This window comes from Bradyrhizobium sp. 33ap4 (genome assembly GCF_032654765.1).
Taxonomy (GTDB): Bacteria; Pseudomonadota; Alphaproteobacteria; order Rhizobiales; family Xanthobacteraceae; genus Bradyrhizobium; species Bradyrhizobium australafricanum.
This window is the reverse complement of sequence record NZ_JAUMTJ010000060.1, coordinates 1-26,135: the sequence shown is the minus strand read 5'-3', so window position 1 is coordinate 26,135 and position 26,135 is coordinate 1. Positions and strand designations below refer to the sequence as shown.

Sequence of the window (26,135 nt, the reverse complement as noted above, 5' to 3'; positions counted from 1 at the left end):
AGGCGATCTTCATACACGCAACGGCTATGCAACGGCTGCCGGGTGGTCATGACGCGGAAGGAACGTCGCACCGCTCACGAATACGGATTGATCAGCTTCTGCTGCTCGGTGGCGTGATGGACCAGCAGGTCGATGAAGGTGCGGACCTTCGCCGAGAGATGATGGCGATGCGGATAGACAGCATTCATGGTGAGCTCGACCGGCCGGTATTCGGGCAGCAGGCGGACCAGTTGTCCCGACTCCAGCTCGTCGCGAACCAGGAAGCCGGCCGCGAGGAAGACGCCGACGCCGGCCAGCGCCGCGAGCTTCAGGGTTTCGCCGCTGTTGGAGATCAGATTTCCGGAGACGCGCACTGCGGCCGGCGTGCCCTTGCGGTCGGCGAAGCGCCACTCGTCGCCATAGGGATAGTTGGCGTGGCGCATGCAGTTGCGCGCGGAGAGGTCGGCCAGCAGCGTTGGCTTGCCGTGCTGTTCGATATAGCCGTGCGAGCAGCACAGCACGTGGCGCCAGGTCGCGATGGTGCGCACGATCAGGCTGGAGTCCGGCGGCGGCACCATGCGCACGGCGAGATCGTAGTTCTCGTCGATCAGATCGGCATTGCGCTCGCCGATCGTGAGATCAACCTTGACCTCGGGATAGGTGGCGAGGAACTCGGCCACCGCGGGCGACAGGAACTGGACGAGATGGGTGTTGGTAAAGATGCGCAGGGTGCCGCGCGGCACCGATTGCTGGGCGCCCGCGATGTCGTCGGCCTGCTCGATGTCGGCGAGGATCTGGACGCAGCGGTCGTAATAGGCCTGGCCGACCTCGGTGAGGCTGACCTTGCGCGTGGTGCGGTTGAGCAGCCGGGCGCCGAGCCGGTCCTCCAGCGACTGCACGTGGTTGCTCACCATGGTGGTGGACATGTTGAGCTTGCGGCCGGCCGCGGAAAAGCCGCCGGTGTCCACGACCCGGACGAAGGCGGTCAGGCTGGTCAGGCGATCCATGCGGCAAGGTCCGGATTATCAGCGCTGGCTTGATAATGCTTCCAGTTTTATCGGGATTATCACAGCGGGGAGGACATTGCATCTAAGGGGGCGTACTGGGCGCCCTTTCTGGAAGGACGCGAATGTTCGACCCGGAGGATGCCATGTCGACCACTACTTATGTCCCTGAACAAGCAACAAAAATCGGCCTCTGCCCATCGCGGAAAGCGGTCAAGCGGGTGGCGCTCGGGGTCGCCGCGATCATCGGCGTCGCCGTGGCAGCCGACTTTGGCTACGACTACGTCACCACCGGCCGCTACCTCGAAACCACTGACGACGCCTACGTGAAGGCGGACTCCACGATCATCGCCCCGAAGGTCTCGGGCTACATCGCCAAAGTGCTGGTCACCGACAACCAGCCGGTGAAGGCCGGCCAGTTGCTGGCCGAGATCGACGACCGCGATTACCGCACCGCGCTCGGCCAGGCCAAGGCCGATGTCGACGCCGCCACAGCCTCGGTACGCAACCTCGATGCCCAGCTCGAATTGCAGCAGCCGATCATCGACCAAAGCACGGCCGACGTCACCGCCGCCGAGGCCAACCTGAAATTCGCGCAGGAAGAGCAGACCCGCTACGACGGGCTGATGAAGTCCGGCTCCGGCACCATTCAGCGTGCGCAACAGACCGACGCAGCGCTGCGCGCCAACACCGCGCAATTGCAGCACGCGAAGTCGGCGCTGTCGGCGGCGCAGCGCAAGGTCGACGTGTTGACCACGCAGCGCGCCCAGGCCGCAGCGCAGGTGAACCGTGCTCGCGCGGTCGAGCAGCAGGCCGAGCTCAACCTGTCCTATGCCCGGATCACCGCGCCGGTCGACGGCACGGTCGGCGCCCGCACGCTGCGCGTCGGGCAATATGTGCAGGCCGGCACCCAGCTGATGGCGGTGGTGCCGCTGGACGCGGTCTATGTGGTCGCCAATTTCAAGGAGACGCAGCTGACCCATGTGCGCAACGGCCAGCCGGTCGAGCTCACGGTCGACAGTTTTCGCGGCACCACGCTGAAGGGTCATGTCGACAGCCTGTCGCCGGCCAGCGGCCTCGAATTCGCGCTGCTGCCGCCCGACAACGCCACCGGCAATTTCACCAAGATCGTACAGCGCGTGCCGGTGAAGATCGTGCTCGACGATCACAGCCTAACCGGCCTCTTGCGCCCCGGCATGTCGGCGATCCCGACCGTCAACACCAAGGCGACGGTGCTGGCCGAGCGCGAGGAGAAGCGACGGCTGGCATCGGCGACGCGGCAGCACGGCGGATAGGACCAAACGCTTCTTCGGCTGGCTCCGCGCGATCGATCACCCATCCGTGGTCGATCGCGTTTTGCTGTCTACGCCCTCTTCGCCTCTCCCGCTTGCGGGTGGGGGCTCTCTCCGCGAGTCATCTTGTGGAGAGAGCCCCCACCCACCCTCCCCGCAAGCGGGAGCTTGAGAGGCGTGCTCACCTCACTAGTCGACGGCACGCAGGCCAAACGCAACCGTCGTGCCGTGGTCATAACCGCAGTCGCTCTCTCAGCCGCAGCCGTTGATTATCAACCTCTACCGGACAATCCTTCCAGTCTTTCTCGGATTATCGAAACCGGCCGCCTAATACATCTTGTTTGGGTAGCAAGGACGACCTCGATGACCGCACTTCAGCCCACAGCCGACCCAGCGAACGCCGCCGCGCTCCCCGCCCCCGCAGCGCCGGCGGCGCCGGCGATCCCCACGAAAACCTGGATCGCGGTAATCGGGGCGACGCTCGGCGCGTTCATGGCGGTGCTGAACATCCAGATCGTCAACGCCTCGCTCGCCGATGTGCAGGGCGCGATCGGCGCCGGGATCGACGACGGCGGCTGGATCTCGACCTCCTATCTGATCGCCGAGATCGTGGTGATCCCGCTCTCCGGCTGGCTCGCGCAGGTGTTCTCGGTGCGCATCTATCTGCTCACCAACGCCGCGCTGTTCCTGGTATTCTCGGCGGCATGCGCGCTGGCGCAGGACCTGCCGCAGATGATCGCGCTGCGCGCCGTGCAAGGCTTCACCGGCGGCGTGCTGATCCCGATGGCGTTCACGCTGATCATCACGTTGCTGCCGAAGGCCAAGCAGCCGATCGGGCTCGCGCTGTTCGCGCTGTCGGCGACGTTCGCGCCGGCGATCGGCCCGACCATCGGCGGCTATCTCACCGAGAACTGGGGCTGGCAGTACATCTTCTATGTCAATCTAGTGCCGGGCGCCGTGATGATCGCGATGCTCTACGTCTCGCTCGATCCGAGCCCGATGAAGCTGTCGCTGATCCGCCAAGGCGACTGGCTCGGCATCATCACCATGGCGATCGGCCTCGCCGCGCTGCAGACCGTGCTGGAGGAAGGCAACAAGGACGACTGGTTCGGCTCGCCCTTCATCGTCCGCCTGTCGGTGATCGCCGCCGTCGCGCTGGCCGCCTTCCTGATCGTCGAGTTCACCGTGGAGAAGCCGCTGCTCAATCTGCGCCTGCTCGCCCGCCGCAATTTCGGCTTCGGCATGCTGGCCAACTTCCTGCTTGGCATCGCGCTGTACGGCTCGGTGTTCATCCTGCCGCAGTACCTCGCGCGCATCCAGGGCTACAATGCCGAGCAGATCGGCATGGTGCTGGCCTGGACCGGGCTGCCGCAGCTCGCGCTGATCCCGCTGGTACCGCGGCTGATGCAGCGCTTCGACCCGCGCCTCATCATCGGCGTCGGCTTCGCGCTGTTCGCCGGCTCCAACTTCATGAACATCTTCATGACCAACGACTACGCCACCGACCAGCTGTTCTGGCCCAACATCGTCCGCGCCATCGGCCAGGCGCTGGTGATGGCGCCGCTGTCGGCGGTTGCGACCGCGGGCATCGAGCTGGAGAATGCGGGCTCGGCCTCCGCGCTGTTCAATATGATGCGCAACCTCGGTGGCGCGGTCGGCATCGCCGTGCTGCAGACGCTGCTGACCAAACGCGAGCAATATCACTCCAACGTGCTGATGCAGTCGGTCTCGCTGCTGGAACAGGCCACGCGGAGCCGGATTGAGCAGCTGACGCAGTATTTCATGAACCACGGCGTCGCCGACCAGGCCGCGGCCGCCCACCGCGCAATCGCGGCGATCGGCAAGGTCGTGCAGAAGCAGGCCTACATCCTCGCCTTCAGTGATACCTTCTACCTGCTCGGCGTCGCGCTGATCATCGCACTCGCGGCGACACTCTTCCTGAAGAAGCCGGGCCAGCTCGCTGGCGGCGGTGCGCACTAACCCAAGCCACAACCACGGAGAACGACCATGAAGCCCCGCATGAACTTCTACCAGGCCGCACCCGAGACCATCAAAGCGCTGGTCGCGGTCGAAAACCAGATTGCTGCGAGCGGCCTCGAGCAATCGCTGATCGAGCTGGTCAAGACCCGCGCCTCGCAGATCAACGGCTGTGCCTACTGCATCAACATGCACACCGAGGACGCCCGCAAGCATGGCGAGACCGAGCAGCGGCTCTATCTGCTCAACGCCTGGCGCGAATCCCCGCTCTACAGCGAGCGCGAGCGCGCGGCGCTAGCCTGGACCGAAGCGCTGACGCTGGTGTCCGAGACGCATGCGCCCGACGCCGACTATGAAGCCGTGCGCGCCCAGTTCTCGGACAGCGAGCTGGTCAACCTGACCACGCTGATCGGCGCGATCAACGCCTGGAACCGGATCGCCATCGGCTTCCGCGCGGTGCATCCGGTGAAGGCGAAGGCGGCGGCGTGAGGGCAGACAAACGATGATCTGTCCCCGTCATCCTGAGGTGCGAGCCTCTTCGGCGAGCCTCGAAGGATGTACGGCCACGGTCGGGCCGTCGACCCTTCGAGAGCCGCTAAAGGAGCGGCCACCTCAGGGTGACGATAAAAAAAGTCGCTCCGGGTAGTCAGACCGCCGTCGCCTTGGCGAACTCGACATAGATCTCGCGCAGGCGGTCGGTGATCGGACCGACCTTGCCGCCTCCGACCTTCTTGCCGTCGATCGCGACCACCCCCTGCACGAACACGGAAGCGCTGGTGATGAAGGCTTCCTTGGCGGCGAGCGCTTCCTCGATCGTGAAGGCGCGCTCCTCGATGCGCAGCTGGCGTTCCTCGGCGAGCTTGACCACCGCCTTGCGGGTGCAGCCGGGCAGGATCTCGTTGCCGTTCTGCCGGGTCACGATGACATCGTCCTGGGTGACGATGAAGGACGAGGACGAGCCGCCCTCGGTGACCTTGCCGTCCTCGATCATCCAAGCTTCGCCGGCGCCGGCCGCGGCCGCCGCCTGCTTGGCCAGCACCTGCGCCAGCAGCGCCACGCTCTTGATGTCGCGCCGTTCCCAGCGGATGTCGGGCACCGTGATGACGTTGATGCCGGTCTTGGCCGAGGGCGCGTTGATGATGTCCTTTTCCGAGGTGAACATCACGAGCGTCGGCTTGACGTCGGCCTTCGGGAAGGCGAAGTCGCGACCCTTGTCGGCGCCGCGGGTGACCTCGAGATAGACCATGCCGTTGACGAGGTCGTTGCGCGCAACCAGCTCCTTCTGGATCTCCTCGATCCGCTCCAGCGTCTCCGGCAGCGCGAGCTGGATCTCGCCGACCGAACGCTTGAGCCGCGCCAGGTGTGAGGCGTTGTCGATCAGCTTGCCCTCGAGCACCGCCGCCACCTCGTAGATGCCGTCGGCGAACAGGAATCCGCGGTCGAACACCGAGACCTTGGCCTCCGAATGCGGCACGAACGAGCCGTTGACGTAAGCGATCTTTTCCACGCGAGTTCTCCTGCGGACGAAGGGGGGTTCAGGCCTTCGTATACGCAAATTGTTAACGGGGGAAAACCCTGTAGCAGCCGTCATTCCGGGGCGATGCGCAGCATCGAACCCTCAGGTGCGCCTCTTCGAGGCGCCCCGGAATGACAGGCGGAGAGGCTCCCTAAGCTCAGTGCTGCAGGATCTTCGACAGGAACTTCTGCGCGCGGTCGCTGCGCGGCGTGCCGAAGAAGTCGGCCTTCTTGGCGTCCTCGACGATCTCGCCGCGGTCCATGAAGATGACGCGGTCGGCGACCTTGTTGGCAAAGCCCATTTCGTGGGTCACGACCATCATGGTCATGCCCTCGCGGGCGAGGTCGACCATCACGTCGAGCACTTCGCTGATCATCTCCGGGTCGAGCGCCGAGGTCGGCTCGTCGAACAGCATGGCGATCGGGTCCATCGCCAGCGCGCGGGCGATCGCGACGCGCTGCTGCTGGCCACCGGACAACTCCGCCGGAAACTTTTTGGCATGATCCTTCAGCCCGACGCGCTCCAGAAGCTTCATGCCCTTGGCGGTGGCGTCCTCAGACTTGCGGCCGAGCACCTTCTCCTGCGCGAGGCGGAGATTGTCGATGATGCGCAGATGCGGAAACAGCTCGAAATGCTGGAACACCATGCCGACGCGCGAACGCAGCTTCGGCAGGTCGGTCTTGGGATCGTTGACCTTGACGCCGTCGAGCGTGATGTCGCCGCCCTGGATCGGCTCCAGCGCATTGACGCATTTGATCAGGGTCGACTTGCCCGAGCCGGACGGGCCGCAGACCACCACCACCTCGCCCTTGGCGACGCTGGTGGTGCAGTCCTTCAGCACCTGGAAGCTCGGCCCGTACCATTTGTTGACGTGGTTGATCTCGATCATGCGTGACTCAGGCGTTGCAGCGAGCGCGCTTCCACCTCTCCCATCGGGAGAGGTCGGCGCGCAGCGCCGGGTGAGGGATTGCGGTCTATCGATGGAGCAAAACCCCTCACCCGGATCGCTGACGCGATCCGACCTCTCCCGATGGGAGAGGTGAAGGGGGCCGTGTCTTGAATGTTCGAAAGCATGACTGGCTACCGGACAATCGCGATGCGCGACTGCAGGCGGCGAACGCCATAGGACGCGACACAGGAAATGACGAAGTAGACCAGCGCGGCGAACAGGTACATTTCGACCAGGCGGCCGTCGCGCTGCGCGACCTTGCTGGCGGCGCCGAGGAAATCCGGGATCGACAGCACGTAGACCAGCGAGGTGTCCTGGAACAGCACGATGGTCTGCGTCAGCAGCACCGGCAGCATGTTGCGAAACGCCTGCGGCAGCACGACGTAGCGCATCGACTGCGCGTAGGTCAGGCCGAGCGCGCTGGCCGCGGCCGGCTGGCCCTTCGAGATCGACTGGATGCCGGCGCGCATGATCTCGGAGAAATACGCCGCCTCGAACGCGATGAAGGTGATCAGCGAGGAGGCGAAGGCGCCGACCGTGATCGGCCGCGACGCGCCGGTCAGCCACTGCCCGATATACGGCACCAGGAAGTAGAACCAGAAGATCACCAGCACCAGCGGCAGCGAGCGGATGAAGTCGACATAGAAGCCCGCGATGCGCCCGAGCACCTTGTAGCTCGACAGCCGCATCAGGGCGATCAGGGTGCCGAACACCAGGCCGCCGAACGCTGCGAGCGCGGTCAAGGTCAGCGTGAAGCGCATGCCCTCCAGGAACAGGTAGGGCAGCGAGCGGCGGATGACGTCGAAATCGAAACTGCCGATCATCGTCATTTGCCCGTGATGTAGCCGGGGATCGCGACATAGCGCTCGAGGAAGCGCATCGCGGTCACCACGACGAAATTGAGGAGCAGGTAGAGCACGGTTGCCGCCGTGAACGCCTCGAACACCTGGAACGAGAACTCCTGCATCGAGCGGGCCTGGCCGGTCAGTTCGATCAGGCCGATGGTGATGGCGACCGCGCTGTTCTTGATGGTGTTGAGGAATTCGGAGGTCAGCGGCGGCAGGATGATGCGGAATGCCATCGGCAGCAGCACGTAGCGATAGGTCTGCACCGTGGTGAGGCCGAGCGCGGTCGAGGCCTGCTTCTGCCCGCGCGGCAGCGAGGTGATGCCGGCCTGCAATTGCACGGCGACGCGCGCCGACATGAAGAAGCCGACGCCGATCGCGGCGGTCCAGAACGGCGCATTCGGCAGTTGCTTCAGCCACAGCCCGGCCGACCGCGGCAACAATTCGGGCAGCACGAAGAACCACAGGAACAGCTGCACCAAGAGCGGCATGTTGCGGAAGAACTCGACCCAGCAGAAGCCGATCCACGACGCGGCCCGCGACGGCAGCGTGCGCAGCACGCCGATCACCGAGCCGGACACCAGCGCGATGATCCAGGCCAGCACCGACACCTTGACGGTGACCACCAGCCCCGACAGCAACAGGTCGAGATAGGTGCCGGTCCCCATCGGGTTCGGCTCAAGGAAGATGTGCCAGTTCCAATTGTAGTTCACAGGTCCCCCACGCGGCCGTGCCGGTCACGGCATTACGCCGGCATCGCGCGCGGCGTCTATGCAAATGTCCGGCCATTCTCCTCCAAAAATGGCCGGACATGCTAACTTTCAGGACCCGCTCCCAAAAGGGACGACGGGTCATACACAGCGGTCAGTTGACCAGATAGGCATCCGGATCCGGAGAGTCCGACGGCTTCGCAAACTGCTTCTTCATCTCCGGTCCAGCCGGCGAGTTGAGATTAAGGCCCTTCGGCGGGATCTTTTGGGTGAACCACTTGTCATAGATCTTCTGGCCCTCGCCGCTGGTGTAGAGCGCGGCGGTTGCGGCGTCGACGACCTTCTTGAACGGCGCGTCGTCCTTGCGCAGCATGATGCCGTAGGGCTCGGGCTTGGAGAACGCGTCCTTGGAGATCACGTAGTCATCCGGCGACTTCGAGCCGGCGACGAGACTCGCGAGCAGGATGTCGTCCATCACGAAGGCGACCGCGCGATCGGTCTCGACCATCAGGAAGGCCTCGGCATGATCCTTGGCCGGGATGATATTGACGCTCAGCCCGCGCGCGAGGTTGGCCTCGGTCAGCTGCTTGATGTTGGTGGTGCCGGCGGTCGAGACCACCGTCTTGCCCTTCAGATCGTCGATCGAATTGATCTTGCTCGCCTTCTTGGTGACGTAGCGGCTGGCGGTCAGGAAGTGGCTGTTGGTGAAGGAGACCTGCTTCTGGCGCTCGGCATTGTTGGTGGTCGAGCCGCATTCGAGGTCGACGGTGCCGTTGGCCATCAGCGGAATACGCGTCGCCGAGGTCACCGGGTTGAGCTTGACCTCGAGCTTGTCGAGCTTCAGCTCCTTCTTCACGGCATCGACGATCTTGTAGCAGATGTCCATGGCGTAGCCGACCGGCTTCTGGTTGTCGTCGAGATAGGAGAACGGGATCGAGGAGTCGCGGTAGCCGAGCGTGATCGCGCCGGTGTCCTTGATGTTCTTCAGCGTGCCGGTCGGCTCCTGGGCTTGCGCCTGGCTCGCGCCCAGCGCGGCGGCGAGCGCGAAGCCGATCAGATAGTTGCGTGTCATACGTCTACTCCTTGCGTGGAAACGGTCGTTCTAGTGCGTGAGAATATCAGCGAGGACGGGTGCGATATAGCGGCGAAACAGTTCCGGATTCTCGCTCATCGGAAAATGACCGAGCTGCTCCATGATCGTGACGCTGGCGCCCCCTATTGCCGCTGCGGTCCGCCTCGTATCCTCGGGCGTGCAGGAGAAATCATACTCGCCCGTAAGCAGATAGAGGTTGCATACTTTAGTCTCGATTGACGCGACCCGGCCGCGCAGGTCGCCGTCGACACGGTAGAAATACAGGTCGCCCTTGAACACGCCGGGGCCGCCCTGCTTGTAGGCCCACAGCGTTTCCATCCGCGCAGACTCCGGGCTTTGCGGGGCGATCAGCCCGGACACCAGCGCGGCGCAGACTTCGCCGCCGTGAACATCCGGCCGGTTCAGCCAGTTCGTGTCATACCACGGCGCCTGGAAATCGGCAGCCTCGAGCCCGATCAGCGCGCGGAACTCGGCGGCATATTCGATCGCAAGGTTAAGCACGATGCGGCCGCCGATCGAGCAGCCCATCACGACAGGCTTCTCCAGCCGCAGCGCACGGCAGAAAGCGCGGATGGTCTCGGTGTAGCGCGCAGTGGTGAGTTGGTATTCATCGCCGGTCCAGCTCATCGGGGGATTCGACTTGCCATGCCAGGGCATATCGAAGGCAATGATGCGGAAATTTTCGGCAAATTGCGTATCCGCGAGCAGATGGCGCCACTGCCGCGCATCCGATCCCGCGGTGTGCAGGCAGACCAGCGGAATGCCCGTGCCGTTCTCCTCGAAATAGATCCGGTGCAGCTCGCCGCCGATCTCGACGTGAACGTAGCGGCCGACCATCGGCTCGATGTGGCCGTCCATGATCTTGCCGCTCATGATACGGCCGCCGCGAAATGCTGCCGCGGCAGCGCCAGCAGGTCCTTGAAGTATTGCAGATGCGCCATGAAGGGATGCAGGTCGCCTTCCAGCACGGCCTCGCCGCGCTTGGTCAACGCCAGCAGATCGTGCCAGCCGGGCTTCGGCTCGGCCTGCCAATAGGCGGACCAGGCCTGCGGCGTCGCGCGATAGGAAAAGCGCCAGGAGCGCATCAGGACCGGCGAAGGCGCAAGTTCGACGATGCGCCCGGCCCGGATCGCGGCATGAAACGGCCGCGCCATCGGGCCGATCAGGCAGTCGCAATCGAGCAGCCGCCCGCGCGCAAGCAGCCGAGGGGCCTCGTCGAGCAACGCGGGAAGGCCGGCAAACGCCCTCGTCACAGCGTCGTCGGTGGCGTCAGGCGATGGCGTCATCTGTCGGGCGGCGTTCCTACAGCGGGCGGCGCCATGATGACGGCAAGCGCGCAATCCCGCAAGGCGCCGATGCCTTTGGGTTCCCTTGATTATTCGCTTGACCAAACCCGGCTTGCCGGTCAGGCGCGCACACCCCGCGCCCTCCCGGCACATTGCCAGGAACGGCCAATCCGTCCGACCAAAGGCCGATTGAATTCCGCGGCTCGGCAGGTCGCGCCAAATCGCGGCAGACCAATTGTCGCAGCCGGCGCTTCGAGCGCAATTCGCGCTTCCGTTGCCCGCCCCGTTCTGTCCAATGCGCTCGGTCCCAGCATGACAGGGACAATCATTGCCAACACCGAACAAGACGCGGCCGCGATCGAACGCGGTCATAAGGGAGAGATCGAGATGTCGCACCGCAATCGCTTGATGGTCCTGCTCGCCGCCGCCGGCATGCTGGTGTCAACAGCGGCGCTCGCGCAGGACTATCCGACCAAGCCGATCACGCTGATCGTGCCATGGCCGGCGGGCGGCTCGACCGATATCTCGATGCGCGCGATCGCCGAGAGCGCCTCGAAGGTGCTGGGCCAACCGATTGCGGTCGACAACAAGGCGGGCGGCGGCGGCACCGTGGGCCCCGCCACGATGGCCGCCGGCGCCAAGCCCGACGGCTACACCATCGCCCAGATCCCGATCACCGTGTTCCGCCTGCCCCTGATGCAGGAAGTGTCGTGGGATCCGGCGAAGGATTTCTCCTACATCATTCACCTCACCGGCTACACCTTCGGCGTCACCACCAACGCGGAGTCGCAGTTCAAGACCTGGCAGGACGTAGTCGATTTCGCCAAGAAGAACCCGAGCAAGGTGACCTATGCGACGCCCGGCACCGGCACCTCGCTGCATGTCGGCATGGAGCAGATCGCCCTGATGGCCGGGATCAAGCTGACCCAGGTGCCGTTCAAGGGCGGCGCCGAGACCAATGCGGCCGTGCTCGGCCAGCACACCATGCTGCAGGCGGATTCCACCGGCTGGCGGCCGCTGGTCGATGCCGGCAAGCTCCGCCTGTTGATGGTGTGGACCGGCGCGCGCTCGCCGAACTATCCGGACGTACCGACGCTGAAGGAGCTCGGCTACCCCATGGTCTATGACTCGCCGTTCGGCATCGCCGGCCCCAAGGGCATGGACCCCAAGATCGTCGCCAAGCTGCACGATGCCTTCAAGAAGGCGATCGAGGACCCGGCGGTGATCGCAACGCTGGCCAAATACGACATGGTGCCGAACTACAAGAACACCGAGGACTACAAGAAGTTCGTGGGGGAGGTCACCGAGTCCGAGCGCAAGGTGATCGACACGCTGGGGCTGGCGAAGAAGTAAGGACTGGCCGCGAAGTCTCCGTCCGTCATTGCGAGGAGCGAAGCGACGAGGCAATCCATCCCTCCGCACATGCGGTGAAATGGATTGCTTCGCTTCTCTCGCAATGACGGGGATAGGTCGATGCCCCACCTTGCGACTTGACGAGAGCACATCCCATGACAGACCAAACCAACGTCAAATTCCGCCTCAACAACTCCGAGCTCTGGGGCGGGCTGATCGGGCTCGGGCTCGGCGCCTTCGTGATCTGGTCGGGCCTCAAGCTGAAGCTCGGCACCATCAACGATCCCGGCTCCGGCTACGTGCTGTTCTACACCGGCATCCTGATGTGCGTGTTCGCGGCCTCGATCATGATCGCGGCGGTCACCGAGGGCGGCCCGACCTTCGCCTCGCGCTGGGAGAATGCGCGCTGGGGCAAGCCGGTGCTGGTCATCGTCTGCCTCACGGCGTTCGCCTTTGCGCTGGAGCCGCTCGGCTTCCTGCTGTCGGCGATTCCGCTGATGCTGTTGCTGCTGCGCGTGATCGATCCGGTGCGCTGGTCGCTGGCGATCCCGCTGTCCATCCTTGCCCCGCTCGGGATGTGGTGGGTGCTGAAGCACCTGCTCGCGATCCAGCTGCCGAGCGGCATGTTCGAGATCGGTTGAGTGCCCATGGATACTCTCGTCAACGTCGCCCACGGCCTCGGCGTCGCGCTGCTGCCGATCAACCTGCTCTACTGCTTCATCGGCGTGTTCATCGGCACGCTGGTCGGCGTGCTGCCCGGCATCGGCCCGATCTCGGCGATGTCGCTGCTGCTGCCGGTGACGCTGTCCGGCACGCCGGAATCCGGCATCATCATGATGGCCGGCATCTATTACGGCTCGATGTATGGCGGATCGACCACCTCGATCCTGGTCAATATCCCCGGCGAAGCGGCTTCCGTCGTCACCTGCATCGACGGCCACCAGATGGCCAAGCAGGGCCGCGCCGGCCCCGCGCTCGGCATCTCCGCCTTCGGCTCGTTCATCGCCGGCACCTTCGCGCTGATCGCCCTGATGCTGGTGGCGCCGTCGCTCGCCAGCGTCGCGATCGCGTTCGGGCCGGCCGAATATTTCAGCCTGATGGTGCTCGGCCTGGTGGTGCTGACCTTCCTCACCCAGGGCTCGATGGCCAAGGCGCTGCTGATGGCCTGCATCGGCGTCGTGCTCGGCCTGGTCGGGCTCGACAGCATCACGGCGCAGCCGCGGCTGACCTTCGGCCGCCTCGAGCTGATCGACGGCATCGGCCTGGTGCCGGTCGTGATGGGCCTGTTCGGCGTCGCCGAGGTGCTGCTCAACACTGAGCAGGCGATCAAGCGCGACATCATCAAGACCAGGATCAACCAGTTGCTGCCGAGCAAGGAGGACTGGAAGGCCAGCGCCGGACCGGTGGCGCGCGGCACGGTGCTCGGCTTCTTCCTCGGCATCCTGCCCGGCGGCGGCGCCGTGGTGGCATCGTTCGCCTCCTACGCGCTGGAGAAGCGGCTCTCGAAGCATCCGGAGCGCTTCGGCCACGGCGCGATCGAGGGCGTCGCGGGGCCGGAATCGGCCAACAATTCCGCGGCCGGCGGCGCCTTCATTCCGCTGATGACGCTCGGCATCCCACCGAACGTGGTGATGGCGCTGCTGCTCGGCGCCTTCGTGATCCACGGCCTGCAGCCGGGGCCGCTGATGATCTCGCAAAACCCGACGCTGTTCTGGGGCATCGTCGCCAGCATGTATATCGGCAATTTGATGCTCTTGGTGCTCAACCTGCCGATGATCGGCATGTGGGTGCAGCTGCTGCGGCTGCCCTACAACGTGCTGTTCCCGCTGATCATCCTGTTCACGATCATCGGCGTCTACTGCTCCAGCAACAACGTGTTCGACGTCCACGCCATGATCGCGTTCGGCGTGATCGGCTATTTCATGCGCAAGCTCGGCTACGAGCCGGCGCCGCTGGTGCTCGCCTTCGTGCTCGGGCCGATGCTGGAGAACAATCTGCGCAAGTCGCTGATCCTCTCGCAGGGCGACCTCATGACCTTCGTGGAGCGGCCGATCTCGGCGATCTGCCTCGCCTTCGCGCTGGTGCTGCTGGTCGGCCCGCTGCTGCCCTCGCTGCGCAAGAAGCGCGAGCTGGTGGCGCTGGATGAGGGGGCGTAGGAGAGCGAGCCCGACTTCAGCCGCGCCGGCAGCGCGCCCCCTCGCCCCGTTCTTACGGGGAGAGGGTTGGGGTGAGGGGCTGCCTCCGCAAGCACGGTGATAGCAGTATCCGCGGAGGCCCCCCTCACCCGCACGCGGGGAGAGGCGAAGCGGCAGCTCAACCGACCTTCGCCGCACGCCCGTTCTTCGGCGCCTGGGCCAGCGCGCGGGCCAGCACCTGGGCTTCCTTCTTCAGCATGTCGGCGAGCTCGCCTTCGCGGCGACGGATGCGGTCGGACGCGGCGCCGATCGAGAGCGCGGCGACCACCTCGCCGGCATCGTCGCGCACCGGCACGCCGACGCCGCCCATGCCGGGGAACGCGGCGTCGATCAACACGGTGTGGCCGGCCTTGCGCGCCATGGCGATCCGCTCGCGCAGGAACTTTGGCGTGATGCGCGGCGATTTCGCCAGCCGCGGCACGATCACCTCGATCACAGCCTCGATCTCGGCATCCGGCAGCCAGACCAGCAGCGCCAGCGCGCCGGCGCCGACGCCGAGCGGACGGCGGCTGCCGATCTGCAAATAGTTCGGTTGCAGCGGATGGTTGCCGACCGAGCGCGCCAGATAAAGCGCCTCGACGCCGGATCGCACCGACAGCAGCGCGGTATCGGCCGAGCGCTCCGACAGCCGGAGCAGGCTCGGCTGCGCCAGCTCGGCGATGTCGACCGAACGGCGCGCGCCGACCGCCATCACCCGCGCCTCCTGGCCGAGCTCATAGGTCTTGGCGCCGGCGACGCGGCTGACGAAGCCTTCCTCAATCAGCGAGTTGAGAATGCGCAGCGCCGTCGCCTTGTTCAGCGAGGTGGAGTCGGCGATGTCGGTGAGCCGCAACGGCGAGCGCTGCGCCAGCACGCGCAGGATCGCGCAGACCTTCTGGATCGCGTTGAACTTGTCGGGTTGGCCCGGCTCCGGCAGTGGCCTCTTGCGGCTGGTCCGTGCGGTCGCAGTCGTGGAGGCGTTCATGCCCTGGCCTTCCTTGCCGTCAATTCCAAATCCTGAACCGGGCAGGACGAAGATGCGCGCCCGGCCGACATCATCCTAGGACGGATGACGCACGCCGGACACCGTATACTTTCGTCAGATGAAACTTTGATTTCGACCATCTACGCTGCTGTGCAACAATAAGGATATTTGAATTTCGCATCACGAAATCTGATGCGGTTTGCGCGTGATCTCTTCGAAAAACCGCTTCGCACTTTTTCGGATCATGCGCTACGCCAGCCGCAGCCTGCGGATCGTGAACAGCGCGCAGAGGCTGAGGATGCAGACGGCGGTGAGATAGTAACCCGGCGCGAGCTCGCCGATCGCCGCGAAGCCACCCATCCAGGTCATGATCGCCGGCCCCATGCCGCCGAACAAGGTGACGCCGATATTGTAGCTGAGACCGAGCCCGGTCGCACGCGTCGCCGCCGGAAACAGTTCCGACATCAGCGCGGCGAGCGGCCCGTAATACAGCGACTTGAGGACGCCGAGCCAGAGCACGCCGATCAGGATGATCATCGGCGTCGGCTTGCCGGTGAGCAGGAGGAAGGCCGGGAAGATCGACACCAGCAACAGCAGCGCGAACAGGATCATGTGGGTGGTGCGTCCGATCTTGTCGGAGACCATGCCTGCGATCGGCGCCAGCAGCGCAACCGCGGTCTGCGCGGCGAACGAGGCGATGAAGCCAACCGATGGCGCGAGGTTGAGCGTCTTCACCACATAGGTCGGCATGTAGACGATCAAATAGTTGACCGCGGTCGACACCGCGAGTGCGCCGATCGCGAGCATCGTGGCGAGCTTCTGCCGCGCGAACACTTCCCTGACCGGCGATTCCTTCTTCGCCGCCGGCGGCGGGGTCGCATCGTCGACGTGGTTGCGGATGTAGATGCCGACCGGGCCGATCAGGACGCCGAACAGGAACGGCAGCCGCCAGCCCCAGGACTGCAAATCCTCCGGGCTCATCAGCGAGGTCAGCAGTGCACCAAAGCCGGCGCCCAGCAGCCCGCTGACGCCCTGGCTCGCGAACTGCCAGCTCGCCACGAAGCCGCGCCGCTCCGGCATGTGCTCGACCAGGAACGCAGTCGAGGAGCCGAACTCGCCGCCGGCGGAAAAGCCCTGCACCAGCCGTGCCAGCAGCACCGCGATCGGCGCCAGGATGCCGATGGTCTGATAGGTCGGCATCAGCGCCAGCACCAGCGTGCCCAGCGTCATCAGCACGATCGACAGCATCAGCGAGGCCTTGCGGCCGTGCCGGTCGGCATAGGCGCCGAGCACGACGCCGCCGATCGGGCGGATCAGAAACGACAGGCCGAAGCTGCCGAAGGTCAACAGCAGCGAGGTGGTCGGATCATTGGCCGGGAAGAACGCCTTGGAGAGATACACCGCGAAATAGGCATAGACCGAGATGTCGTACCATTCGAGCGCATTGCCGACCGAGGTCGCGACGATCAGGCGGGTGATGTTTTTCTTGTCGACCGCTGTTGCGCGCTGAGCGTCCGCCGAAGTTGATAGTGTCATTACATTTTCCTTGCCGGTGAAGGCACCAGCTTTTCAACTCGAAATGGCCGGCTTGACCCGGCCATCCACGTCTTCCCCGTCATCCGCGCGCAAAGGCTTCGCCTTTGTCGCTGGAGGTGCGAGCTCTTGCGAGCCTCGAAGGATGCACGGCGCCACTGGTGGCCGTCGATCCTTCGAGGGCCGCTGAAGAAGCGGCCACCTCAGAATGACGGGGAACAAGCGAGCCCAGCTCCTTATCCCTTGTGCTTTGCCTCGCCGAGGTCCCAGAACAGGCCGGCCATGATGGTCAGCGCCTCCTCGGTCACCGGCAGCAGGATGTGCTCGTCGGGGGCGTGCTGCGAGCAGCCCGGATAGGAATGCGGCACCCAGATCGTCGGCAGGCCGAGGCCTTCGGAGAACACGTCGTTCGGCAGCGAGCCGCCGAAGTTCGGCAGCACCGCCGGCGCCTTGCCGGTGGTGGCGCGGATCGAGTTCGCCGCCCAGTCGATCCACGGGCTGTCCATGTCGGTGCGCGAGGCGGCAAAGCGCTGCGTGCCCGAGACCTCGACCATCGGAAAACCGTTGTTGTGCAGATAGTCCCGCACCGCGTCGATCACCTCGAGATGCCGGGTGCCGACGACGAAGCGGAGCTGCAGCACGGCGTTGGCCTTGCCGGGGATCGCGTTGGCGGGCTTTTCGATATTGCCCGACGACATCGCCAGCACCTCCAGAGTGTTCCAGGCATAGAGCCGCTCCGCCGCGGTCAGGCCCTCCTCGCCCCAGTCTTCCGCCAGCGCCGGTTCGTCCGCCGTCGGCTTGACCTCGACGTCGGCGAGCGCGGCGCGGACGCGGTTGGAGATCGGCGGCGGTTTGAGGATATCGAGCTTCATGCGACCCTTGCCGTCGACCAGGCTCGCGATCGCGCTCGCCAGGATCGTGGCGGGGTTGGCGAGCACGCCGCCCCAATTGCCGGAATGGTTGCCGCCCTCGCGCAGATTGACGTCGAGATGGATGCGGTTGCCGCCGCGGCAGCCGAGGAAGATGGTCGGCCGCTCCGCCGACAACCGCGGCCCGTCGGACGCGATGAACAGGTCGGCCTTCAGCTCCTCGCGATGCGCCTCGCAGACCTCGCGCAGATCGGGCGAGCCGATCTCCTCGCCGGTCTCGATGATGAATTTGGCATTGAAGCCGAGCTTGCCGCCGCGCGCCTGCTTCACCGCGCGCAGCGCCGCCATGTTGATCGAATGCTGGCCCTTGTTGTCGGCGGTGCCGCGGCCATAGACGCGCTCGCCCTTGACCGTGGTCTGCCAAGGATTGAGCCCGTCGCGCCATTCGCCGACCATGCCGTCGACGACGTCGCCATGGCCGTAGGTCAGCACGGTCGGCCGCGAAGCGTCTTCCTGATAGTCGGCAATCAGATAGGGCCCGCGGCCGGTCGGCGACTCGATCAGGTGGGTCTTGAAATCGAGCTCGGCGAAGGCCGGTTGCAGATTCTCCACCAGATAGGCGCGCAGCGCATCGGCCTTGTCGGCATTCAGGCTCTCGGTCTGGTAGCCGACCCTGCGGTCCAGTTCCTTCAAGAACTCTCCCGATTGAAAATGCTCTCGCACCTTTGCGATTGCGTCGGCCCGTGTCGCCATGATTGTTCCTTCGTCCGGTCGCGTCTTGGCATGATCGCACCGGAACGCCATGCTTTGCGTCCCGATCATGCTTCTGGAGGGGCGCAACCTATCGGGATCGGCTCGCGACCGGAAGGGCGCGAAATGCGAATGGGCCTTGCCAAAACGTGGGAAGTCGCAACAAGTTGAAGCGGGACGCCCGGCACCGACCGGGCAGCAATCGAAGCGGCGCGCAAGGTTTCGACCAAGGTTTTCGACAATGACAAAACAAATCCGGCTCAACGCCTTTGCCATGAACTGCGTGGCGCATCAGTCGCCGGGGCTGTGGACCCATCCGCGCGACCGCACCAAGGACTACAACAAGCTGTCCTACTGGATCGATCTGGCGAAGACGCTGGAGCGCGGCCGGTTCGACGGGCTGTTCCTCGCCGACGTGCTCGGCGTCTACGACGTCTATGCCGGCAATCCGGATGCGGCGCTGCGCAACGCGGCGCAGACCCCGGCCAATGAACCGTTGATACTGATCCCGGCGATGGCCGCGGTGACCGAAAATCTCGGCTTCGGCGTCACCAGCAATCTCTCCTTCGAGCCGCCCTACCCGTTCGCGCGGCGGATGTCGACGCTCGATCACCTCACCGGCGGCCGGGTCGGCTGGAACGTGGTGACCGGCTATCTCGATTCCGCCGCGCGCGGCGCCGGCAAGGACAAGCAGACCGCGCATGACGACCGCTACGAGCTCGCCGACGAATATATGGAGCTGGTCTACAAGCTCTGGGAAGGCAGCTGGGAGGACGACGCCGCGATCCGCGACGTCGCGCGCGGCATCTTCACCGATCCGAGCAAGGTGCATCCGGTACGCCATGACGGCAACAACTACCGGCTCAACGCGATCCACCTGTCGGAGCCGTCGCCGCAGCGCACGCCGGTGCTCTACCAGGCCGGCACTTCGCCGCGCGGCCGGCAGTTCGCCGCCGAGCACGCCGAATGCGTGTTCATGTCAGGACCGTCGGCGAAGGTGATCGGCCCGCGGGTGTCGGCGATCCGCGAGCTCGCGGCCGCGAAGGGCCGCAACGCGGCCGAGATCCTGATGTTCTCGATGATGTGCATCGTGGTGGCGCCGACCGAGGCGGAGGCGAAAGCGAAGTACGCCGAGTATCGCAGCCATATCAGCCATGAAGGCGCACTGGCGCTGATGTCGGGCTGGACCGGAGTCGACTTCTCGACCTATTCGCTCGACCAGGAGGTCCGCCACGTGCAGAACGACGCCGGCCGCTCCGCGATGGACAACGTCACCCGCGCCGATCCCGACCGGGTCTGGACCGTGCGCGAGGTCGCCGAGCATGTCGGCATCGGCGGCGCCGGCCCCGTGGTGGTCGGCTCGCCGGAGCAGGTCGCCGACAAGATCGAGCAATGGTTCGAGGACACCGACGTCGACGGCCTCAACATCGCGTTCGCGATCTCGCCCGGCGATTTCGAGGACATCGCCGACATGCTGGTGCCGGAGCTCGTCAAGCGCGGCCGCTACAAGCGCGAGTATGCCAAGGGCACCTTGCGGGAGAAGCTGTTCGGCGCAGGGCGTGCGAGGCTGGACGCGACGCATCCGGCGAGTCGGTATCGGGCGAAGAAGATGACGACGTAGCCAGCCCCGTCATTGCGAGCCACCCGGTCGGCGCGAAGCGCCGCCGGATGACAGGCTCAGCGAAGCAATCCATAGCTCCGCATATGCGGGATCATGGATTGCTTCGTCGCTTCGTGCCTCGCAATGACGCGGCACACACATCTGCCCATCCCGTCATCCTGAGGAGCGCGCTCTTGCGCGCGTCTCGAAGGATCGACGGCCACCGGCCGGGCCGTGCATCCTTCGAGGCTCGCTCCGCTCGCACCTCAGGATGACGGTGAGAGGAGAGCGCATCGTGAAAAGTCAATTCACCGCATTGCTCACCACCACCTCGATCAGCTTCGCACCCGGGCGGCTGAACGCCGACTTCATCACGCTCTTCAGCTCTTGCGGGTCGGTGATCCTGATCGCCTCGAGCCCAAGCGAGCGTGCGACGCCGGTGAAATCGACCGGCGGGTCGATGAAATCCATGCCGACATAGTTGTCGTCGCCGTGGAAGGCGAGCAGGCGCTGCTTGATGATGCGGTAGCCGCCATTGTTGACGATGACGAAGGTCAGCGGCAGCTTGTGATTGGCGGCGGTCCACAGCGACTGGATCGAATACATCGACGAGCCGTCGCCGGAATAGCACACCACCGGCCGCTCTGGATTGGCGAGGCTGACGCCGACCGCGGCCGGCAGGCCCCAGCCGATGCCGCCGGATGCCAGCGCGTGATAGCCGTAGCGGTCGCGATGCGGCCGCAAGCCAATGATCTGACGCGACGAGGTCAGGCCCTCGTCGACCAGGATCGCGTTGTCGGGCATCGCCTCCACGACCTGCAACGCCAGCCAGTCCGGATCGATCGGCGAGGTCTGACTCGCCTTCGAGATCTGTTCGACCAGCGCCTTGCGCTTCGCCGCCCAGTTCTTCGTCGACAAGGCCGCGAGTCCCTGCCTGGCACGCGTCTCCAGCGCGCCGCCGCCGGCCTCCTTCAACGCCGGCACCAGCGCGCGCAGCGTTTCCTTGACGTCCGCCTTCACCGCGATCTCGGCGCCATAGTTCCTGGCGAGGTCGCTGTCGACCAGGCCGACCTGTACGATCGAGAGCCCGTCCGGCAACGGATCGACCTCGCTGTAAACGGACATCCGCAGCGGATCGCCGCCGAGCGCGATCAACAGATCATGCGGTGCCAGCACGTCGCGCGCGACCTTCTGCAGCCGCGCGATCGCGCCCATGAAGCTCGGGCTTTCGGAGAGGAAGTGCGAACCATAAGGAGTCGGCGATTGCCAGGCCGGGCAGCCCAGCGTCTCGGCGAGATCGGCCGCCTCGCGCAGCGCATCGCTTTTCACGATCTCGTCGCCGACGACGATCACCGGTCGCTCCGCTTTCAGGATGCGCGCGGCCAGCGCCTTGAGCGAATCCTCCGACGGCCTCACCCGCGTGTCGATCCGGGTGGAGCGGCCGAGCTCGATGCCGGCTTCGGAATTGAGGATGTCGCCGGGCAGCGAGATGAACACCGGCCCGGTCGGCGGCGTGGTCGCGATCTTGGCGGCGCGGCGCACGATGCGCGGCAGGTCTTCGAGCCGCGTCACCTCGACCGCCCATTTCACCAGCGGCGTCGCCATCTGCACCAGCGGACCGTAGAGCACCGGTTCGGTCAGGCCGTGGCCCTGTTCCTGCTGCCCGGCGGTCAGGATCAGCGGCGTGCCGGTGAAGCTGGCATTGTAGAGCGAGCCCATCGCGTTGCCGAGGCCCGGCGCAACATGAACATTGCAGGCGACCAGCTTGCCGGAGGCGCGGCTGAAGCCGTCGGCCATCGCGACCACCAGGCTCTCCTGCATCGCCATCACATAGGTGAGATCGGGATGGTCCTTCAGCGCGTGCATGATCGGCAGTTCGGTGGTGCCGGGATTGCCGAACAGATGGGTGACGCCCTCATCCTTCAGCAGCGCCAGAAATGCCGAGCGGCCGGTAATGCGATTTTTCATGTTCCCTCCAGGCCTGTCGGCGCGTTGGCCGACGGGGATCGAGGGAGATGACCAAACTTGCGCGCGAGGGGCAATCGAGCGAGCGGTCATGGCCGCATTCCGCAGGCGCGCGCCTGAGGTGAAGCACTCGCTAGAACATCCCCTCACGCGCGCTGCGCTTCCTCTTTTTCGAGCGCTGCCAGACCACGCCGGGATAGCCCTTCAGCGGCACCAGCGGCTCGCCGGTGTAGGCCCATTCCTGCAGTTCCTCGATCGCGATGTGATAGAGCGGCTGCCGGCCGGTGCGCCCCGAGAACAGCGCGCGCGGGATGTTGACCATGTGCGGCGACCGCGCGCGCTCGTAGATGATCGGCGTGCCGCAATTGGCGCAGAAGCTGCGCGCGGTCTTGCTTTTCGCGTCCTCGTAACGCGACAGCTCGCTTTCGCCTTGCGTGATGCGGAAGCGCTTCTTCCAGCTGCCGACATAGGTCGCGTAAACCGCGCCGTGCGCACGACGGCTGGCGGCGGTGTGATCATGCCAGGCCCAGCGCGCCGGCACGTCGATCTCGAACCGCACCTTGCCGCACAGGCATTGGCCGGCCGCGGGCTTCGCCAGCGCCACCGGCTTTGGCTTTTTGGTCGGCTCGAACTCGTCGTCCGGAAACATCACGGTCTCCCATCAAGGCATCGTAGCCCGGACGAGCGAAGCGATATCCGGGCTACGAAGAGTTACGCCTGCGCCAATTCGTCGTGCACCGGATAATCCGTGTAGCCCTTCTCCTCGCCGGCATAGAAGGTGGCGCGGTTGTACTTGGTCAAGGGATAGCCGCGCTGCAGACGGCGCGGCAGATCCGGGTTGGAGATGAAGTAGCGGCCGAACGCGATCGCATCGGCATGACCTTCGGCGACCGCGCTCTGCGCGGTTTCGCCGACGAAATTGCCGGCGGTGATCAGCACGCCGCTCCACATCGGGCGGTACAGCACCATCGCCGCCGGCACGTTCTGCCAGTCGACCTCGGCACGCCCGGTGCCCGAGGCGCGCGGCTCGATGAAATGCAGATAGGCGAGCCCGAGCTTGTCCAGCGCCGTGATGGCGTGGCTGTAGAGCGGCATCGGGTCGGCCTCGCCACTGCCATTGGCGATGCCGTAGGGCGAGAGCCGCACACCGACGCGGCTCGCGCCCCAGACCTCGGTCACCGCCTGCGTCACCTCCATCAGGAAGCGGACGCGGTTCTCGATCGAGCCGCCATACCGGTCGGTGCGCAGGTTGCTGCGCGACTGCAGGAACTGCTCGATCAGATAGCCATTGGCACCGTGAACCTCGACGCCGTCGAAGCCGGCGGCGAGCGCGTTCTTCGCGCCCTGCCGGTAGGCCTCGACCATCAGGGCGACCTCGTCGGTCTCGAGCGCGCGCGGCGTCTCGTAATCGACCACCTTGCCGTCCGCCGTCATGCACTTGAACTCGGAGGGGATCGCGACCGCCGACGGCGCCACCGGCAGCGCGCCGCCCGGCTGGAACGAGGAGTGCGAGACGCGGCCGACGTGCCAGAGCTGCAGGAAGATCAAGCCGCCCTTGGTGTGCACGGCATCCACCACCTCGCGCCAGCCCGCGATCTGGGCCTCGCTGTAGATGCCGGGAACACCGGGATTGCCGAAGCCGGTCGCGACCACCGGCGAGGCCTCCGCGATCAGCAAGCCGCCGGGCGTGGCGCGCTGCGCGTAATATTCCGCGTTGATCGGCCGCGGCGCGAGGCTCGGCCGCGCCGCCCGCATCCGCGTCAGCGGCGCCATCACGACGCGATGTTCGAGCTGGTAGGGACCGATCTTGAGCGGAGAGAACAGCGACGGAGGATTCATGCCTGCCCCAATTAATCTTGTGTCATTTCCCGTTGTAGTCCGGGCATGATCCGCCCGGAGAACCGGTACCCACTTTTCCGGATCATGCCCGTTATCTAACGGGTTCATCTTGTTCATGAAAGCGGGTAGTGGCAATCTGTTGCCACGAGAACAGGTCTCCCATGTCGAAATCGAGCGCCTCATCGCTCCCCTCCCTCAGCGTCCGCATCGACCTCGATGCCGAGGACCGGATCGGGCCGGGCAAGATCCTGCTGCTTGAGCGGATCAAGGAATGCGGCTCGATCTCCGCCGCCGGCCGCGCCATGGACATGAGCTACAAGCGCGCCTGGGACCTGGTCGACGAGATCAACCGCATCTGCCGGCAGGCGGCGGTGGAACGGCAGACCGGCGGCAAGAATGGCGGCGGCGCGGTGCTGACCCCGTTCGGCCTCTCCTTGGTGGCGCGCTACCGCAAGATCGAGCGCGACGCGGCAAGCGCCGTACGCAAGGATCTCGAGGCGCTGCGCAGCGACATCGGCAAGCCGAAGAAGGCCGCCGGGCGCTAAACGCAGAAACCGGCAGCCGCAGCAAGGGGCGCTTACGAAAAATATCGAAAACAACCCCATGCAAAGGCGCCGACGGCGGCCGGCGTTCGACAACCCAACTTGACGCGTCGGGCAAATCAGGGATATTCTTCTAATATTCCGAAATCATGCGGGCGTTGGAGCGGAGAACTCCCCTCGGCGAACACGCCGAGCGTTGAGACCTGTACCCCTCACCCGGATTGCATCTGGCGATGCAATCCGACCTCTCCCCGCAGGCGGGGAGAGGTGAAGAGAAACAGCGGGACCAGCCCTAAGCTGTCTTGATCCAGACCGCCTTGACGTTGAGATATTCCTCGACGTGCTGCTTGCCGGACTCGCGGCCGTAGCCGCTCATCTTGTAGCCGCCGAACGGCACCGCCGGATCCATCGCCTGGTAGCAATTGACCCAGACCGAGCCGGCACGCAGCGCCTTGGCGACCTGGTGCGCCTTGCTGACATTGGTGGTCCAGACGCCCGAGCCGAGGCCGAAGGTGGTGGCGTTGGCGCGCTTGATCAGTTCGTCCGGATCCCTAAACGAAATCGCCGAGATCACCGGGCCGAAGATCTCCTCCTGCGCGATGCGCATGTTGTCCTGCACATTGGCGAACACGGTCGGCTGAACGAAGTAACCCTTCGACAGCGCGCCCTCGGTGAGGCGGCCGCCGCCGGCAAGCGCCTTGGCGCCTTCCTTCTGGCCGATGTCGAGATAGCCCGACACCCGGTCCATCTGCTGCTGCGACACCAAGGGACCAATCTGGGTGTTGGGGTCGAGGCCGTTGCCGACCTGCAGCTTCTTGCCGAACTCGGCGACGCGGCCGACGAATTCGTCATAGACCTTCTGCTCGACGAACAGCCGCGTGCCGGCGCTGCAGATCTGGCCGGAATTGGCGAACACCGCCATCGCCGCGCCCGGCACCGCGGCGTCGAGATCGGCATCGGCGAACACGATGTCCGGCGACTTGCCGCCGAGCTCGAGCGAGACGCGCTTGAGGTTGCCGGCCGAGGCACGGATGATCGACTGGCCGGTGATGTGCGAGCCGGTGAAGGCGACCTTGTCGACATCCGGATGCGAGGCGAGCGCGGCGCCCGCGGTCTCGCCATAGCCCGGCACGACGTTGACGACGCCGGGCGGAATGCCGGCCTCCATGCAGAGCTCGCCGATGCGCAGCGAGGTCAGCGGCGATTCCTCGGCCGGCTTCAGCACCACGGTGCAGCCGGTCGCGATCGCGGGGCCGATCTTCCAGATCGAAGCGGTCAACGGCCCGTTCCAGGGGATGATCGCGCCGACCACGCCGATCGGCTCCTTCAGCGTGTAGGAGAATATCTCGCCGGGCAGCGAGTTCTCGATGGTCTCGCCGTGGATCGCGGTCGCCTGTCCCGCATAGTAGCGCAGCATGCCGAGCGCGCGCAGGCGGTTGCCGCGGGTCCGGCTGATCGGTGCGCCCATGTCGAGCGTGTCGAGCTGGGACAGTTCCTCGAAATTGGCTTCGACGACCTCGGCCAGCTTGAGCAGCATGTTCTGCCGCTCGAACGGCTTCACCTTGCTCCAGGGCCCTTCGAACGCGCGGCGCGCCGCCGCGACCGCACGGTTGATGTCCTCGGCATCGCCCTCGGCGACCGACGCGAGCAATTCACCGGTCGCGGGATTGTGCGTCTCGAACTTCTTGCCGGAGGCGGCGTCGACCCATTTGCCGTCGATCAGCATCTTCTTGTAGGAGCCATCGGCATAAGGATGGCGCGTGATCGGAACAGCCTGCGAAACAGCCATGTTTGCACTCCCAAGTCGGATCGTAGCCATGTCGTTCTGTGAGCCAAGGAGTTGAGTGTTATAGTTGTCTTCCTAAGACCGCTTG

The 26,135-nt window shown here is 65.3% G+C and carries 23 protein-coding genes; 8 read left to right on the top strand and 15 right to left on the bottom strand.

Annotated elements, in window-relative coordinates; genetic code table 11:
* Window positions 1-74 precede the first annotated feature (74 nt).
* Window positions 75-986 carry a LysR family transcriptional regulator gene (locus Q2M23_RS34455; protein WP_057015472.1) on the bottom strand — a complete coding sequence of 304 codons (912 nt, stop codon included), beginning with the start codon at window positions 984-986 and terminating at the stop codon, window positions 75-77.
* A 143-nt stretch (window positions 987-1,129) separates the two neighbouring features.
* Here Q2M23_RS34455 and Q2M23_RS34450 point away from each other — a divergent pair, with 143 nt between their 5' ends.
* From Q2M23_RS34450 to Q2M23_RS34440, 3 genes are all read left to right on the top strand, one after another.
* Window positions 1,130-2,278 (top strand): HlyD family secretion protein, encoded by a 1,149-nt coding sequence (locus tag Q2M23_RS34450; RefSeq protein ID WP_316398422.1) that lies wholly within the window; start codon window positions 1,130-1,132, stop codon window positions 2,276-2,278.
* Between the two features lie 360 nt (window positions 2,279-2,638).
* Window positions 2,639-4,255, top strand: a complete 1,617-nt coding sequence (locus Q2M23_RS34445; protein ID WP_316398421.1) for an MDR family MFS transporter — start codon at window positions 2,639-2,641, stop codon at window positions 4,253-4,255.
* A gap of 27 nt (window positions 4,256-4,282) precedes the next feature.
* On the top strand, window positions 4,283-4,741 hold the full coding sequence (locus Q2M23_RS34440; protein ID WP_057015474.1) for a carboxymuconolactone decarboxylase family protein: 459 nt from the start codon (window positions 4,283-4,285) through the stop codon (window positions 4,739-4,741).
* 157 nt (window positions 4,742-4,898) lie between these two features.
* Here Q2M23_RS34440 and Q2M23_RS34435 read toward each other — a convergent pair whose 3' ends face one another.
* The 7 genes from Q2M23_RS34435 to Q2M23_RS34405 form a co-directional block, all read right to left on the bottom strand.
* A complete protein-coding gene (locus tag Q2M23_RS34435; RefSeq protein ID WP_057015475.1) occupies window positions 4,899-5,759 on the bottom strand; it encodes a D-amino-acid transaminase in 861 nt (286 codons plus the stop codon).
* A gap of 166 nt (window positions 5,760-5,925) precedes the next feature.
* Window positions 5,926-6,657 (bottom strand): amino acid ABC transporter ATP-binding protein, encoded by a 732-nt coding sequence (locus Q2M23_RS34430; RefSeq protein ID WP_057015476.1) that lies wholly within the window; start codon window positions 6,655-6,657, stop codon window positions 5,926-5,928.
* A gap of 191 nt (window positions 6,658-6,848) precedes the next feature.
* Window positions 6,849-7,541 (bottom strand): amino acid ABC transporter permease, encoded by a 693-nt coding sequence (locus Q2M23_RS34425; protein WP_057015486.1) that lies wholly within the window; start codon window positions 7,539-7,541, stop codon window positions 6,849-6,851.
* A gap of 2 nt (window positions 7,542-7,543) precedes the next feature.
* On the bottom strand, window positions 7,544-8,275 hold the full coding sequence (locus tag Q2M23_RS34420; RefSeq protein WP_168856500.1) for an amino acid ABC transporter permease: 732 nt from the start codon (window positions 8,273-8,275) through the stop codon (window positions 7,544-7,546).
* Between the two features lie 151 nt (window positions 8,276-8,426).
* The gene (locus Q2M23_RS34415) at window positions 8,427-9,344 is read right to left on the bottom strand and encodes an amino acid ABC transporter substrate-binding protein (RefSeq protein WP_057015477.1); all 918 of its coding nucleotides are present in this window, start codon (window positions 9,342-9,344) and stop codon (window positions 8,427-8,429) included.
* Between the two features lie 30 nt (window positions 9,345-9,374).
* Window positions 9,375-10,238, bottom strand: a complete 864-nt coding sequence (locus Q2M23_RS34410; protein WP_316398420.1) for an alpha/beta hydrolase — start codon at window positions 10,236-10,238, stop codon at window positions 9,375-9,377.
* Entirely contained in the window at window positions 10,235-10,651 is a 417-nt protein-coding gene (locus Q2M23_RS34405) for a hypothetical protein (protein WP_310883303.1), read from the bottom strand. The genes Q2M23_RS34410 and Q2M23_RS34405 overlap by 4 nt, the downstream gene beginning before the upstream one ends.
* Window positions 10,652-11,038: 387 nt before the next feature.
* Here Q2M23_RS34405 and Q2M23_RS34400 point away from each other — a divergent pair, with 387 nt between their 5' ends.
* The 3 genes from Q2M23_RS34400 to Q2M23_RS34390 all read left to right on the top strand — a co-directional run bounded on the left by Q2M23_RS34400 (window position 11,039) and on the right by Q2M23_RS34390 (window position 14,160).
* Window positions 11,039-12,004, top strand: coding sequence for a tripartite tricarboxylate transporter substrate binding protein (locus Q2M23_RS34400; protein WP_316398419.1), 966 nt, complete (start codon window positions 11,039-11,041; stop codon window positions 12,002-12,004).
* A gap of 155 nt (window positions 12,005-12,159) precedes the next feature.
* A complete protein-coding gene (locus Q2M23_RS34395) occupies window positions 12,160-12,645 on the top strand; it encodes a tripartite tricarboxylate transporter TctB family protein (protein WP_028332964.1) in 486 nt (161 codons plus the stop codon).
* 6 nt (window positions 12,646-12,651) lie between these two features.
* Window positions 12,652-14,160, top strand: a complete 1,509-nt coding sequence (locus Q2M23_RS34390; RefSeq protein ID WP_316398418.1) for a tripartite tricarboxylate transporter permease — start codon at window positions 12,652-12,654, stop codon at window positions 14,158-14,160.
* A gap of 157 nt (window positions 14,161-14,317) precedes the next feature.
* Here Q2M23_RS34390 and Q2M23_RS34385 read toward each other — a convergent pair whose 3' ends face one another.
* The 3 genes from Q2M23_RS34385 to Q2M23_RS34375 all read right to left on the bottom strand — a co-directional run bounded on the left by Q2M23_RS34385 (window position 14,318) and on the right by Q2M23_RS34375 (window position 18,318).
* Window positions 14,318-15,163, bottom strand: coding sequence for an IclR family transcriptional regulator (locus Q2M23_RS34385; protein WP_057015479.1), 846 nt, complete (start codon window positions 15,161-15,163; stop codon window positions 14,318-14,320).
* A gap of 249 nt (window positions 15,164-15,412) precedes the next feature.
* On the bottom strand, window positions 15,413-16,699 hold the full coding sequence (locus Q2M23_RS34380; RefSeq protein ID WP_316398417.1) for an MFS transporter: 1,287 nt from the start codon (window positions 16,697-16,699) through the stop codon (window positions 15,413-15,415).
* A 233-nt stretch (window positions 16,700-16,932) separates the two neighbouring features.
* Complete coding sequence (locus tag Q2M23_RS34375; RefSeq protein WP_316398416.1) at window positions 16,933-18,318, bottom strand: M20 family metallopeptidase; 1,386 nt, start codon at window positions 18,316-18,318, stop codon at window positions 16,933-16,935.
* 238 nt (window positions 18,319-18,556) lie between these two features.
* On the opposite strand from Q2M23_RS34375, the gene Q2M23_RS34370 reads away from it, so the two are divergent.
* A complete protein-coding gene (locus Q2M23_RS34370; RefSeq protein WP_316398415.1) occupies window positions 18,557-19,936 on the top strand; it encodes an LLM class flavin-dependent oxidoreductase in 1,380 nt (459 codons plus the stop codon).
* A 282-nt stretch (window positions 19,937-20,218) separates the two neighbouring features.
* Here Q2M23_RS34370 and Q2M23_RS34365 read toward each other — a convergent pair whose 3' ends face one another.
* The 3 genes from Q2M23_RS34365 to Q2M23_RS34355 form a co-directional block, all read right to left on the bottom strand.
* Window positions 20,219-21,883, bottom strand: a complete 1,665-nt coding sequence (locus Q2M23_RS34365; protein ID WP_316398414.1) for a thiamine pyrophosphate-binding protein — start codon at window positions 21,881-21,883, stop codon at window positions 20,219-20,221.
* 130 nt (window positions 21,884-22,013) lie between these two features.
* A complete protein-coding gene (locus tag Q2M23_RS34360; RefSeq protein ID WP_229190744.1) occupies window positions 22,014-22,529 on the bottom strand; it encodes a GFA family protein in 516 nt (171 codons plus the stop codon).
* A 62-nt stretch (window positions 22,530-22,591) separates the two neighbouring features.
* Window positions 22,592-23,719 (bottom strand): alkene reductase, encoded by a 1,128-nt coding sequence (locus tag Q2M23_RS34355; protein ID WP_316398413.1) that lies wholly within the window; start codon window positions 23,717-23,719, stop codon window positions 22,592-22,594.
* 161 nt (window positions 23,720-23,880) lie between these two features.
* On the opposite strand from Q2M23_RS34355, the gene Q2M23_RS34350 reads away from it, so the two are divergent.
* Window positions 23,881-24,264 (top strand): winged helix-turn-helix domain-containing protein, encoded by a 384-nt coding sequence (locus tag Q2M23_RS34350; RefSeq protein WP_016846469.1) that lies wholly within the window; start codon window positions 23,881-23,883, stop codon window positions 24,262-24,264.
* Between the two features lie 289 nt (window positions 24,265-24,553).
* Here the strand turns inward: Q2M23_RS34350 and Q2M23_RS34345 are convergent, their stop codons facing one another.
* The gene (locus Q2M23_RS34345) at window positions 24,554-26,050 is read right to left on the bottom strand and encodes an aldehyde dehydrogenase family protein (protein WP_316398412.1); all 1,497 of its coding nucleotides are present in this window, start codon (window positions 26,048-26,050) and stop codon (window positions 24,554-24,556) included.
* Between the last annotated feature and the right edge of the window lie 85 nt (window positions 26,051-26,135).